Consider the following 12,991-nt stretch of genomic DNA (forward strand, 5'->3'; position numbering starts at 1 on the left):
CGCTAGAACTCACTTCGCTTCGCGAAGGCACCGTTGTAGAGGTACTGCAGGGTGTCCGGAGCGTTGACTTGCAGCTCTTCCAGTGGCTTGTACGGGATGTACGCGTTATCGGTCACCAGGAAGGGCGATCGGTACCATGACCCGTTCTGCGCCTTCGTCGGAATATTCGGTAGGCCACGGCAATTCGGGCCACCGGAGCCGTTCACGATGGGCAGGCTGTCCGGATAGGTGTACACCGGCGCACCCAGCGGGAAGCTGTTGCTCAGGAACAAACCCGGCCGTACACCGCCGATGAGCGGGGTGAAGGTCACCAGCGCCTTGGAGATGGCCTGCAGCGTGCACGGGATTTCCGGTGAATACCTGCCAAGCAGCGTAGTGGGAGCGCGCAGCCGTTGCAGCGCCGCGGTGAGGTCCTTCTCCGCGGGGGCCAGGGTTTCGTATCCGTTGTTACCCAGCCCAATTGCCGCAAGCAGCGCCGCCTTGAGGTCCTGCTGTTGATCCACGACAGTGCGGCTCAGCGTGGGCAGATTGTCGAGGATGCGCACGATGTTCGGCGCGGCATCGCCATAGATCTGCCCCACCTGTCCGGCCTTCTGGAAATCCTGTTGCAGCGTGGGAAGTTTGGGATTCAGCTGATCCAGGTACTGGTCGAGCTCGACGAGCCCCTGCCCGAAGTTGTCCCCGTTGCCGCGCAGCCCTTCGCCAACGGCGGTCAGGGTGGCATTGAGGTTGACAGGATCGATCTTGCCGAGCAGCCGGGTCAGGTTCTCGAAAACGGTGTTGACCTCAAGGGCCACCGCCTCGGCGGTCACCGTCGCGCCCGGCCTCAGCGACGAGTCCGACGGCTGTTGCGGGGCAAGAAACTCCACGGATTTCGCGCCGAAGATGGTGGTACCCGCAATGCGGACAGTGGCGTTCGAGGGAATCAGCCGCAGGTCCTTGGCGTTGACCGCAAGCTGCAGCTTGGCCTGGTCATTGGCATAGGTGATCGACTTGACCTTGCCGATCTGCAGCCCGTGGAACTTGACCTTGCCGCCCTCCTCCATCACCAGACCCGCACGGGGCGAGACGACGGTGATGGGCTTGGTATCGGCGAAGGCGTCGTTGTACGCCAGGTAGGTCAGCACAGTCAGCGCCACCAGCACGGCAGCGAGCACCGTGCCGGCTAGCCGGACGGACCGGCGCGACGATTCTCCTGACATGTGGCCCTAGCCCGAGAGATTGAAGTTGCCGGACCCGCCATAGACGGCGAGTGAGATGAACAAGGTGACAAGCACAACCACGATGAGGGACGTGCGTACCGCCTGGCCGACCGCGACGCCCACGCCCACTGGCCCGCCGGAGGCATTGAATCCATAGCTGGTGTGCACCAGCATCACCACGACGGACATGACGATCGCCTGCAGGAATGACCACAACAAATCGGTGGGCACCAAGAAGGTGTTGAAGTAGTGGTCGTACACGCCCGGGGACTGCCCGTTGATCATGACCGTGGTCGCGCGGGATGCGAAGAACGCCGCCAGCACCGACAACGAATAGAGCGGGATGATGGCGATCAGCCCGGCCACCAAGCGAGTGGACACCAGATACGAAACCGCATGGACCGCCATGGTTTCCAGCGCGTCGATTTCCTCGGCCACACGCATCGCGCCGAGCTGGGCGGTTGTTCCGGCACCGATGGTGGCCGCCATCGCGATACCCGCCACCACCGGAGCGACGATGCGCACATTGAGGAAGGCGGACAAGAAGCCGGTGAGTGCTTCGATGCCGATGTTGCCCAGCGACGAATAGCCCTGCACCGCGATGACCCCGCCGGAGGCCAGGGTCAGAAATACCGCGACGCCCACGGTTCCGCCGATCATCACCAGGGCCCCGGTACCCATGGTGATCTCGGCGAGTACCCGGATGGTTTCCTTGCGGTACTTCGTCAACGCTGCGGGGATGTAACTCAGCGACTGGGCGTAGAAAAGTGCCTGCTCGCCGAATTTGTCGAACGAGCGTCCCAGACCACGCATATACCGGACGGTATAGGAGGTCACGGTGTGCGTCGAAAGATACGGTCCGGTCACTAGTGTTTCACCAGGACCCGCACGCCGATTGCCGTCATGACCACGTTGATGACGAACAAACAAATGAAGGCGTAGACGACGGTCTCATTGACCGCATCGCCGACGCCCTTGGGTCCACCTTTGACGGTGAGTCCGCGATAACAGCCGACAAGGCCCGCGAAGATGCCGAATAGGAAGGCCTTGACCTCGGAGATCATCAACTCGCCCAGACCGGTGAGCACCGTGAGGCCGTTGATGAAGGCACCGGGGTTGACGCCCTGCAGGAACACCGAGAACACATACCCGCCGACCATGCCGATGGCGCACACCAGACCGTTCAGCAGCAGCGCGACGAAGGTCGAGGCGAGCACCCGCGGCACGACCAGTCGCTGGATCGGGTCGATGCCCAGCACCTGCATCGCGTCGATTTCCTCGCGAATGGTGCGCGCGCCCAGGTCGGCGCAGATCGCCGTGGCACCGGCACCCGCCACGACGAGCACCGTGACGACCGGGCCGAGCTGCGTCACGGTGCCGAAGGCCGTGGCAGCACCCGACAGATCGGCCGCGCCGATCTCACGCAGCAGGATGTTGAGCGTAAAGGCCACCAGCACCGTGAAGGGGATGGCAACCAGGAGCGTCGGCAGCAACGAGACCCGTGCGATGAACCAGGTTTGATCCAGGAATTCCTGGCCCTGGAAGGGGCGGCGGAAGATGTTGCGGAACGTGGCCAACGACATGGAGACGAAGCCGCCGACGGCGCGTGCGGGCGCCGCGAGCTGCTGCTTCAACCTTCGCTCCTGTCTCACACATCGTTGCCTCTACCCGACCACCCGGTTAACGATCGACGTGTACCTACCACGCTGTGAGGCGCATCATATTAACGAGAAAAAATTCTTAGTGTCAATTCATCATTGGGCAGGCAAATCGCACGCAGCGTCCACTTTGCGCTGGGATTTTGATGCGATATTTAGAACCGGTTCTAATCTTGGCCGTGCCCCGTACCGTAACGCTCGTTAACCTTCAGACATCAGTGCGGTCGCCGAGAACGTTCGCTTGGGGTCATGTCCAGCAAAGAAATCGGCCAGCGCCGAATTCAATGCTGACGGATCCCACGCATCCGACTCCGCAGTGAACTTCGCCTCCACTGTAGGCGCTGCCAACAACGTCACGGTGGGTCCGTACACGATGAAGAGTTGACCGCTCACCTGCTCGGCGGCGGGCGAGGCCAGGTACCGCACCAATGTCACGACATGCTCGGGAGACAGCGGATCGATCGAGTCCTCGGGCGCGTCGCCAAAGACATCGGCAGTCATCGCGGTACGGGCACGTGGGGCGATGGCGTTGGCCCGCACTCCGTAGCGACCGAGGGCGCGTGCGGCCGACAGCGTCAGCGCCGTGATACCGGCCTTGGCGGCGCCGTAGTTGGCCTGCCCCTCCGGCCCGAGGAGACCGGCCTCAGACGACGTATTGATAAGGCGGCCGTAGACGGGGGCACCGGCCGCCTTCGACGCACCGCGCCAGTAGGTGGCGGCGTTGCGGGTCAGCAGGAAGTGGCCGCGCAGGTGCACGTGGATGACGGCGTCGAACTCCTCGTCCGACATGTTGAAGAGCATCCGGTCCCGGGTGATGCCGGCGTTGTTGACCACGACGTGCAGCCCACCGAGCGATTCGGCGGTGGAGATCAACTCGTCGGCGGTAGCGCGCTCACCGATGTCACCGGCGACGGTCACCCCCTTGGAACCCACCGCGGCGATCTCGTCGAGCACATCGCTGCCCTCCAGGGCCGGCGCGATGTCGTTGACGATGACGGTCGCTCCGGACCGGGCCAGGCCGATTGCCTCGGCGCGGCCGAGTCCCGCCGCAGCTCCGGTGACAATGGCGACGCGGCCACTCAGGTCGGCATCAGCAATCGCGCTCATAGTGTTTTCCCTTCAGTCCCATGCATTCGACGCACCCCGATCACGCCGGCACCGCTTCGTCGAAGGCGAAGCAGGCCGGGCGATTTACGAATGCCTCTAGTCTTTGCGAATCAAAGCGGCGCGCGGGCACTCCGCGATCGCCTGTTCGACCAGATCTTCCTGATCGGCCGGTACTTCCTCCTGCAGGATGACGACATAGTCGTCGTCATCGACGTCGAACACCTCTGGAGCGATCCCGAGACACACCAAGTTGCCTTCACAACGGTCAGGAATTACACCGACACGCATTGGAAACCTCTTTCCGGCTCCATGAGCCGACTCCGTCGTCTAGCTGGGCTGTATCGCCAGACTACGACACGTGATCCACGACACAACCCTGGTAACTCCAGGATCTCTGGGCTGAGTTTGTGTCGTGGCGCCGCGTCTGGACTCCCTAGACTAGAACGTGTTACAACTCTTGTGTCAACGTGGGTCACACCTGAGGGCCACGGCAGCGGAGGTCACACATGCATATCGCCTACACGCCCGAGCAGGAAGAGCTGCGCCGCGAGCTACGCGCGTACTTCGACAAACTGCTGACCCCGGAGCGGCGCGAGGCCTTGGCGTCGAATCAGGGTGAGTACGGCAGCGGCAACGTCTACCGCGAGACCGTGGAACAGATGGGTGCCGACGGCTGGCTCGCTCTGGGCTGGCCCAAGGAATTCGGTGGCCAGGACCGCTCGGTGATGGACCAGCTGATCTTCACCGACGAGGCCGCAATCGCCGGCGCCCCCGTACCGTTCCTGACCATCAACAGCGTCGCGCCGACGATCATGCACTTCGGCACCGACGAACAGAAGAAGTTCTTCCTGCCGAAGATCGCGGCGGGCAAGCTGCACTTCTCGATCGGATACTCCGAGCCGGGCGCCGGTACCGACCTCGCCTCACTGCGCACCTCGGCAGTTCGCGACGGCGATGACTACATCGTCAACGGCCAGAAGATGTGGACCAGCCTCATCGAATACGCCGACTACATCTGGCTGGCAGTGCGCACCAACACGGAAGTAAAGAAGCATCGCGGTATCTCCATGCTCATCGTGCCCACCACTGCGGAGGGCTTCTCCTACACCAAGGTCCGCACCATGGCCGGGCCCGGCACCAGCGCCACCTACTACCAGGACGTGCGTGTCCCGGTGACGAGCCGAGTCGGTGAGGAGAACGCGGGCTGGAAGCTGGTGACCAATCAGCTCAATCACGAGCGGGTCGCTCTGGTTTCCTCGGCGCCGATCATCACCGCACTGCGCGAGGTACGCGAGTGGGCGCAGAACACCAAGGGCCCAGGCGGCCGGATCATCGACGCCGAATGGGTTCAGCTGAACCTGGCGCGCGTGCATGCCAAGGTCGAATACCTCAAGCTGATCAACTGGGAGCTGGCCTCCACCACCGATGCCGCTCCCTCCCCCGCAGATGCCTCCGCCACGAAGGTCTTCGGCACCGAGTTGGCCACCGAGGCCTACCGCCTTCTCATGGAGGTACTCGGTACGGCGGCGACACTGCGTCAGGACTCCCCCGGTGCGCAGCTGCGCGGACGCGTCGAGCGGATGCACCGGGCCTGCTTGATCCTCACATTCGGCGGCGGCACCAACGAGGTTCAGCGCGACATCATCGCGATGACCGCACTCGGCCAGCCTGCGGCAACACGCTAGAAGGGACTGCACTGCAATGGATTTCTCCCTGACCGAGGCACAGACCGACCTTGCCGGCCTGACCCGCACCATCGCGTCGGCGATCAGCACCCCGGAGCGCCAGAAGGAGCTCGATAAACAGGACAGCCGATTCGACTGGCAGCTGTGGACCAAGCTCGTCGAGGCCGACATCCTCTCGACAGCGGCCCCCGAATCGTTGAGCGGCGGCGGATTCGGCGTGCTGGAGCAGTCGTCGATTCTCGTTGAACTGGGCCGCGAACTCGCCGCGGTTCCATACCTGGAGTCTGTGGTGCTGGCGGCCGGAGCGCTCGCCGCGTTCGGTTCCGAAGCACTGCAGAATAATTGGGCCGCACCGGCTGTCGCCGGTAAGAAGGTGCTAACCATCGCGCTCGACGGCGAACCGGGCGAGGGGCCCGTCGCCGCCCGGGCTGAGGGTGCCGGTTACGTGCTGACCGGCAATCGGGTCCTGGTGCCTTTCGGGGTCGAGGCCGATGCGTATCTGGTACCCGCCGAGACCGAAAACGGTGTCGCGGTCTTTCTCGTGGCTGCCGACGATGCCGGCGTCACTCAAGAAACCTTGCACACCACCGGCAAAGACAGCTCCGCTGAGCTGATTCTCTCCGAGGTTCCCGTTCCGGCCGACCGCAAGGTCGGTGGCGTCGAGGTTGTGGAGTGGCTGCGGCTGCGGGAATCTTTGGGGCACAGTGCCTATCAACTCGGCGTGCTGGAGCGGGCGCTGGAGCTCACCGCCGACTACGCGCGCACCCGCGAGCAGTTCGGTAAGCCGATCGGTGGCTTCCAGGCGGTGGCTCAGCGACTGGCCGACGGGTACATCGACGTCAAGGGTCTGCGCCTCACCCTGTGGCAGGCAGCATGGCGCGTCTCGGAGGATCTCCCTGCCGATGTCGAGGTCGCCACGGCGAAGTTCTGGGCCTCCGATGCCGGCCACCGCGTCGCGCACACCGCGGTCCACGTGCACGGCGGCGTGGGTATCGACGAGGACCATCCGGTGCACCGCTACTTCCTGGCCGCCAAGCACGGCGAGTTCGCCTCGGGCAGCGCGACAGAGCAGCTGCGCCGCATCGGCCGCGAACTCGCCGATACACCTGCCTAGTATCTGGTTGTGAGCACGCCGGAGAACGCAACGGTCACACAGCTGCTGGCGAACCTCGCCGATGTTGAGGACCGGGGGCTGCACTTCGAGGGTTCGTTCACGCCATGGCGTGAACACGTGGCCGAAAGCCGCCGCCTGGCATCGGTGTTGCGCGCCCGCTTGGACCCGTCAAAGCCACCGCACGTCGGTGTGATCCTGGAAAACACCCCCGGGTTCGCGCGCCTTCTCTCCGCGGCCGCACTAGGCGGTCTGGTACTGGTGGGCTTGAATTCGACCCGGCGCGGATCGGCATTGCAGCGTGATGTCGAGCTCGCCGACTGCCAGTTCATCATCACGGACGAGTCCGAAACCGTTGTTGACCAACAACATCCGCTGATCGAGATCGCCGATGTGCGACCGGATGAACTGTTCATGCTCATCTTCACCTCGGGCACCAGCGGCGACCCCAAGGCCGTCCAGATCACTCATGCCAAGGTGGCCTCCGCGGGGGTCATGCTGTCCTCACGTTTTGGCCTCGGTCCCGCGGATGTCTGTTATCTCTCGATGCCGCTGTTCCATTCCAATGCGGTGCTCGCGGGCTGGTCGGTGGCCGTCGCCGCCGGCGCGTCGATTGCGTTGCGCCGCAGGTTCTCCGCCTCGGGCTTCCTCGACGACATCCGCACGTACGGGGCGACGTATGCCAACTACGTCGGCAAGCCGATGTCGTACGTGCTGGCGACACCGGAACAGCCCGATGACGCCGAGAACCCCTTGAAGTTCATGTACGGCAACGAGGCGGCAGCCGGCGATACCGACCGATTCGCCAAGCGATTCGGCGCCTTTGTGGTGGACGGATTCGGGTCGACCGAGGGCGGGGTGGCGCTGGGTTGGGCGCCGGGGACGCCGCCAGGTGCGATAGGCCCCCTGACTCCCGACGTTCAGATTCTGGATGTCCGGACCGGGCAGCCTTGCCCTCCTGCGGTTTTCGATCAGAGCGGCAAGGTGGTCAATGCCGCGGAAGCCACCGGTGAGCTGGTGAATGTGACCGGACCCGGACGATTCACTGGTTACTACAAGAACGAAGCGGCCGATGCCGAGCGCATGGTCGAGGGTAAGTACCGCAGCGGCGATCTCGCCTACGCCGACGAAAACGGGTTCGTGTACTTCGCCGGACGCCTGGGCGATTGGCTGCGCGTCGACGGCGAGAACCTGGGCACCGCCCCCATCGAGCGAGTGCTACTGCGCCATCCGGATATCACCGAGGTTGCCATCTATGGCATTCCGGATCCCACCGTCGGAGATCGTGTCATGGCGGCACTGATCGTGAGTAACGGGTTCGAGGCATCGAAGCTGGGCGAGTTCCTCTCCGCACAAGAAGATCTCGGGCCCAAGCAGTGGCCGTCATTCGTCCGGATAAGCGCCGATCTCCCCCGTACCGCGACATTCAAGGTGATCAAGCGGCAGCTATCGGCCGAGGCGTTGGAAACCAGCGACCCGCTGTGGCGGCTCTCCGGGAGCACCTACGTTCAACCCTGACGCCCAGTGTGCGGATCCGGTCGAAATCTCGCCGATATTCGACACTATCCGCACACTCGAGAGACTGTCGGTGGTCGGTGCAAGGCTGCCATCATGGGGGACGTACCGTGGCCATTCATCAGGGATGAGGCGCTCGCGAATCGTCTGGTCACTGGGTACGCCCTCCGCGGATTCACCGCGCTGTACCCCGCTGTATATGTGCCGACGGATGCCGACGTCACACCGCTCAAGCGCGCCGAGGCGGCATGGCTATGGTCGAGGCGCCATGGCGTGCTCGCCGGCATATCAGCGGCAGCCGTCCATGGCACAAAGTGGCTGCCACATAGCGGTCCCGTCGAGCTCATCCATACCAATCGTCGTGCTCCGCGGGGGATCTCGGTATGGAGCGACCGTCTGCTTCGCGACGAGCAGACGGTCATCGATGGACTACCCGTAACCACAGCCGCACGCACCGCGTTCGACATTGGGCGGCGCAACGCAACTGACCTGGCAGTGGAACGTCTCGACGCCTTGATGAACGCCACCGGAACCTCCGTCACCGATATCGAAACCGTGGTGGCACATCACCGAGGTGCCAGAGGTCTGACAAGGCTCGCTCATGTCCTCGATCTGGTCGACGGCGGCGCCGAGTCACCCTGGGAGACACGCACCAGACTCATCGTGGTGCGGGCAGGCTTCGCAGCTCCACAGACTCAACTCGTTGTACGTAACCGCTTCGGCGACTTCGTCGCGCGCCTCGACATGGGGTGGAAGGACCATAAAGTGGGTATCGAGTTCGACGGCGCCCAGCATTGGACGGACGCGGGTCAACGGTCCCGCGATATCGATCGTGCCAAGGAACTGGCGGACGAAGGATGGCGCATCGTTCGCGTGAGCTCCGACATGGTGCGCCATCGTGCGGGAACGATCGTCTCCAGGGTCGCGGAAGCATTCACTGCACTGGCCGCGTAGTCGAGTGTGCGGATCCGGTGGAAATCTCGCCGATATTCGACACTATCCGCACACTCGGCGGCTAGGAGGGTGGCGGGCAGAGCTAGCCGCGGATCTGGTTCAGCCTGTCGACAGTGCTCTCGAAACCTGCCACCAAGTCGGCCACGATCTCGGCGGTAGGCCGAATCTCGTTCATCCGCCCGACGATCTGCCCCGCAGGGAAGCAGACAGTCTCCGGGTCATGCGCACGATTCATCCGCTCGTGCGCCCCGCTGACCAGGATGTTCTGTAACGGCATCGGCAGCGGTGTCGGCGCATCCTCGGCATCCCAGGCCTGAGTCCACTTGGTCTTCAGCAGTCGCGCGGGCTTTCCGGTGTAGATGCGGGTGCGCACGGTGTCGCTGGAGGTCGCCTTCAGTAGCGCCTGCTGCACCACGGAATCGCCACCGGCGGTGACGGTTCCAAGGTCATACTCGGCGGCGGTCAGCCAGATGGAGCCGGTCCACACACCCGAGGCGCCAAGCGCCAGGGCTGCCGCGGCCTGCCTGCCGCTACCGATACCGCCGGCCGCCAGCACCGGCGCGCTGCCGTCGAGGGCATCCACGATCTCGGGCCAGAGCACCATGGATGCCACATCTCCGGTATGCCCACCGGCCTCATAGCCTTGGGCCACAACGATATCGACACCGTTCTCGACATGCCGCTTGGCGTGCTCGGCCTTACCCGCCAGCGCGGCGACCGGCACGCCATGCTCGTGCGCCTGGTCGATGACGTCCTTGGGCGGGGAGCCGAGCGCATTGGCGATCAGCTTGATCGGATGCTTGAGTGCGACCTCCACATGCGAGCGGGCCACCGAATGCAGCCAGCCCAACACCCCCGCCGACTCACGTTCACCCGGCAGCGGGGGCACGCCCAGGCCGGCAAGAGTCTTCTCGACGAAGTCCTTGTGCCCCTGTGGAATCAGTTTGTCGATGTCCACCGCGGTGCCCTCCGTGGGCACCTTGGCAGGCATCACGATGTCGACACCGTAAGGCTTGCCGTCGGTGTTCTCATCCATCCAGTTCAGAATGGCGTCCAACTCGTCGGGATCGTTGAAGCGGACACACCCCAGCACACCCATCCCGCCCGCGCGGGTGATGGCCGCGGCGACCTTCTCCGACGGCGTGAAACCGAATATCGGATAACGGATTCCGAACCGCTCACAAAGGTCGGTGTGCATGGCTCACGCTCCCGTGTTGACGTGCTTGGTGTTCACGAGGTCCACCTTCTCGGTTTCCGAGACCTCCTTGGCCCAGCGGTAGTCGGCCTTGCCCGCAGGATTGCGCTTGACGGTGTCCACAATCCAGACGCTGCGCGGCACCTTGTATCCGGCAATCTCCTTGCGCGCATGGGTATCCAGGTCTTCGAAGGTGAGCTCCACGCCGGGACGCACCGCGACGACGGCACCCACATGCTGGCCCCACTTCTCGTCGGGCACACCGACGACAACCGCGTCGAACACGGCGGGATGGCCCTTCAGGACGCTCTCGACTTCCTCGGGGAACACCTTCTCGCCGCCGGTGTTGATCGACACCGATCCGCGACCCAGCATGGTGACGGTGCCGTCGGCTTCGACGGTCGCCCAGTCACCGGGGATCGCGTACCGCACACCGTTGAACGTCTTGAACGTCTCGGCGGTCTTCTTCTCGTCCTTGAAGTATCCGACCGGGATGTGGCCACTCTTGGCGATAAGACCCCGCACCCCGGAACCGGGCTGGATCGGATTGCCTTCCTCGTCGAGAACCGTTGTGGTGGAACTAATCTTCACGGTCGGGCCACCCGGATGCATCTGCCCCTTGGTAACGGTGGACAACCCTCCGGTACCGGTCTCGGAGGCGCCGATCGCATCGGTGATCACCCGGTTGGGCAGCAGCTCCAGGTACCGCTCCTTGACCGTCTGCGAGAACAGTGCGGCACTGCTGGCCAACACCCACAGCGAGGACAGATCGCGGGCGCGGCCCACCTCGGTATCCAACGCGTCGATCAGCGGTCGCCCGATCGCGTCGCCGGCGAAGAACAGCATGTTGATCTTGTGCTTCTCGATGAGTTCCCACACCTCTTCGGGGTTGAACTCGGGCGCGAGCACCGTGGTGCGCCCCTGGAACAGGGCCATGAAGGTCGCGGCCTGGGTGGCGCCGTGGATCATCGGTGGGATCGGGAAACCGATGAATGGAGCGGCCTCGGCTCCCTGCTTGGCCAGGTCCCACTCACCCTCGATGTACTCGCCGGTGACGTAGTTGATGCCACCGAACAGCGAGCGGTAGATGTCCTCGTGCCGCCACATCACCCCCTTGGGGAAGCCGGTGGTGCCACCGGTGTAGATCAGGAAGATGTCATCGGGACTGCGCTCGGCGAAATCACGTTCCGGAGATCCCTGCGCTAGCGCGTCTGCGAACGCGACGCCGCCGTACGGCGAGTAGTCGAGGTCGGTTCCATCCTCGACGACAATCGCGGTCTTGACGTTCGGGGTGCTCGGCAGGACGTTCGCGACCTTGTCCGCATACCGACGCTCATGCACCAGGGCCGCCATATCGGAGTTCTCGAACAGGTAGTGCAGCTCGGCCTCGACGTACCGGTAATTCACGTTGACCGAGATCGCGCGGATCTTGACGATGGCCGTCAGCGCCACGACGATCTCGATGCCGTTGCGGCAGTACAGGCCCACCTTGTCGCCCGGGCCCACGCCCCGGCTCTGCAGATAATGCCCTAACCGGTTGGACTGCTCCTCAAGCTCTGCGTACGTCAGCTTTCGGTCACCGGAAATGATGGCAACACGATCGGGCATAGTGTCGATTGCATGCTCAATGAGGTCGGCAATGTTAAGGGCCATGTCCATAAATTAGAACGTGTTACATTTTTAGACAAGCCCCGGCATCTTGGAGGACCTCAATGACCGAAGCTGACGCTCTTCGCGCAAGCGGCTCATCGCACACCGTGACCGAGCAGGACGCCCCGCACGCCCTGGTGGAACTCCGCGATCATGTCCTCGTCGTGACGATGAATCGTCCGCACGCACGCAACGCCCTGTCCGGGGAAATGCTGGAGATCATGACGCAGGCCTGGGACCGCGTCGACAACGATCCCGAGGTTCGCGTCTGCATCCTCACCGGCGCGGGCGGGTACTTCTGCGCCGGAGCGGACCTCAAGGCGATGAACAAGCGCGCCCCGGGCGACCAGTTCTCCGATGGCAGCTACGACCCGTCCGTCATCCCCGGTCTGCTCAAGGGCCGGCGCCTGACCAAGCCGCTGATCGCAGCCGTCGAGGGTCCCGCGATCGCCGGCGGCACCGAAATCCTGCAGGCTACCGATATCCGAGTCGCGGGTGAGAGCGCCAAATTCGGTGTCTCCGAGGTGAAGTGGAGCTTGTACCCGATGGGCGGGTCGGCAGTGCGCCTCCCCCGTCAGATCCCGTACACGGTGGCCTGCGACATCCTGCTTACCGGACGGCACATCAAGGCCCCGGAGGCCAAGGACATCGGGCTCATCGGCCACGTCGTCCCCGACGGCCAGGCCCTGGACAAAGCCCTGGAGCTCGCGAACATGATCGCCGCGAACGGGCCCCTGGCGGTCCAGGCAGTCCTCAAGACCATCCGCGATTCGGAAGGCCTGCACGAGAACGAGGCGTTCAAGGCCGACACCAAGGTCGGCATCGGGGTCTTCACCAGTAACGACGCCAAGGAAGGCCCCCGCGCCTTCGCCGAGAAGCGCGCCCCCAACTTCACCGGCACCTGAGCCACCACG

General features: G+C 64.0%; 12 protein-coding genes. 5 read left to right on the forward strand and 7 right to left on the reverse strand.

The window, feature by feature from the left end; all coding sequences use genetic code 11:
- Positions 1-2: 2 nt before the first annotated feature.
- The 5 genes from BB28_RS20945 to BB28_RS20965 form a co-directional block, all read right to left on the reverse strand.
- Complete coding sequence (locus tag BB28_RS20945; protein WP_046254897.1) at positions 3-1,202, reverse strand: MCE family protein; 1,200 nt, start codon at positions 1,200-1,202, stop codon at positions 3-5.
- Between the two features lie 6 nt (positions 1,203-1,208).
- Positions 1,209-2,015 carry an MlaE family ABC transporter permease gene (locus BB28_RS20950; protein ID WP_043076719.1) on the reverse strand — a complete coding sequence of 269 codons (807 nt, stop codon included), beginning with the start codon at positions 2,013-2,015 and terminating at the stop codon, positions 1,209-1,211.
- A 53-nt stretch (positions 2,016-2,068) separates the two neighbouring features.
- On the reverse strand, positions 2,069-2,836 hold the full coding sequence (locus BB28_RS20955) for an MlaE family ABC transporter permease (RefSeq protein WP_005071300.1): 768 nt from the start codon (positions 2,834-2,836) through the stop codon (positions 2,069-2,071).
- A 225-nt stretch (positions 2,837-3,061) separates the two neighbouring features.
- Complete coding sequence (locus BB28_RS20960; protein ID WP_046254898.1) at positions 3,062-3,967, reverse strand: 3-oxoacyl-ACP reductase; 906 nt, start codon at positions 3,965-3,967, stop codon at positions 3,062-3,064.
- Positions 3,968-4,063: 96 nt separating this feature from the next.
- On the reverse strand, positions 4,064-4,255 hold the full coding sequence (locus BB28_RS20965; protein ID WP_030096329.1) for a ferredoxin: 192 nt from the start codon (positions 4,253-4,255) through the stop codon (positions 4,064-4,066).
- A 218-nt stretch (positions 4,256-4,473) separates the two neighbouring features.
- On the opposite strand from BB28_RS20965, the gene BB28_RS20970 reads away from it, so the two are divergent.
- From BB28_RS20970 to BB28_RS20985, 4 genes are all read left to right on the forward strand, one after another.
- On the forward strand, positions 4,474-5,652 hold the full coding sequence (locus tag BB28_RS20970) for an acyl-CoA dehydrogenase family protein (protein WP_046254899.1): 1,179 nt from the start codon (positions 4,474-4,476) through the stop codon (positions 5,650-5,652).
- A gap of 16 nt (positions 5,653-5,668) precedes the next feature.
- The gene (locus BB28_RS20975; protein ID WP_046254900.1) at positions 5,669-6,766 is read left to right on the forward strand and encodes an acyl-CoA dehydrogenase family protein; all 1,098 of its coding nucleotides are present in this window, start codon (positions 5,669-5,671) and stop codon (positions 6,764-6,766) included.
- Positions 6,767-6,775: 9 nt separating this feature from the next.
- Positions 6,776-8,281: a long-chain-fatty-acid--CoA ligase gene (locus BB28_RS20980; protein ID WP_046254901.1), complete on the forward strand. Its 1,506-nt coding sequence runs from the start codon at positions 6,776-6,778 to the stop codon at positions 8,279-8,281.
- Between the two features lie 93 nt (positions 8,282-8,374).
- On the forward strand, positions 8,375-9,232 hold the full coding sequence (locus tag BB28_RS20985; RefSeq protein ID WP_046254902.1) for a DUF559 domain-containing protein: 858 nt from the start codon (positions 8,375-8,377) through the stop codon (positions 9,230-9,232).
- Positions 9,233-9,314: 82 nt separating this feature from the next.
- Here the strand turns inward: BB28_RS20985 and BB28_RS20990 are convergent, their stop codons facing one another.
- Positions 9,315-10,430 carry an NAD(P)H-dependent flavin oxidoreductase gene (locus BB28_RS20990; RefSeq protein ID WP_046254903.1) on the reverse strand — a complete coding sequence of 372 codons (1,116 nt, stop codon included), beginning with the start codon at positions 10,428-10,430 and terminating at the stop codon, positions 9,315-9,317.
- Between the two features lie 3 nt (positions 10,431-10,433).
- On the reverse strand, positions 10,434-12,086 hold the full coding sequence (locus BB28_RS20995; RefSeq protein ID WP_046254904.1) for an acyl-CoA synthetase: 1,653 nt from the start codon (positions 12,084-12,086) through the stop codon (positions 10,434-10,436).
- Between the two features lie 53 nt (positions 12,087-12,139).
- Between BB28_RS20995 and BB28_RS21000 the strand changes: the two genes are divergently transcribed.
- On the forward strand, positions 12,140-12,982 hold the full coding sequence (locus BB28_RS21000; protein ID WP_046254905.1) for a crotonase/enoyl-CoA hydratase family protein: 843 nt from the start codon (positions 12,140-12,142) through the stop codon (positions 12,980-12,982).
- Positions 12,983-12,991: the final 9 nt, after the last annotated feature.

The organism is Mycobacteroides chelonae CCUG 47445, assembly GCF_001632805.1.
Classification (GTDB): domain Bacteria; phylum Actinomycetota; class Actinomycetes; order Mycobacteriales; family Mycobacteriaceae; genus Mycobacterium; species Mycobacterium chelonae.

Coding starts and splice junctions, on each gene's coding strand:
- BB28_RS20995 (WP_046254904.1), bottom strand. CDS start 12,086: ATGGACATGGCCCTTAACATTGCCGACCTCATTGAGCATGCAATCGAC.
- BB28_RS20990 (WP_046254903.1), bottom strand. CDS start 10,430: ATGCACACCGACCTTTGTGAGCGGTTCGGAATCCGTTATCCGATATTC.
- BB28_RS20985 (WP_046254902.1), top strand. CDS start 8,375: ATGGGGGACGTACCGTGGCCATTCATCAGGGATGAGGCGCTCGCGAAT.
- BB28_RS20945 (WP_046254897.1), bottom strand. CDS start 1,202: ATGTCAGGAGAATCGTCGCGCCGGTCCGTCCGGCTAGCCGGCACGGTG.
- BB28_RS20975 (WP_046254900.1), top strand. CDS start 5,669: ATGGATTTCTCCCTGACCGAGGCACAGACCGACCTTGCCGGCCTGACC.
- BB28_RS21000 (WP_046254905.1), top strand. CDS start 12,140: ATGACCGAAGCTGACGCTCTTCGCGCAAGCGGCTCATCGCACACCGTG.
- BB28_RS20950 (WP_043076719.1), bottom strand. CDS start 2,015: ATGCGTGGTCTGGGACGCTCGTTCGACAAATTCGGCGAGCAGGCACTT.
- BB28_RS20970 (WP_046254899.1), top strand. CDS start 4,474: ATGCATATCGCCTACACGCCCGAGCAGGAAGAGCTGCGCCGCGAGCTA.
- BB28_RS20965 (WP_030096329.1), bottom strand. CDS start 4,255: ATGCGTGTCGGTGTAATTCCTGACCGTTGTGAAGGCAACTTGGTGTGT.
- BB28_RS20960 (WP_046254898.1), bottom strand. CDS start 3,967: ATGAGCGCGATTGCTGATGCCGACCTGAGTGGCCGCGTCGCCATTGTC.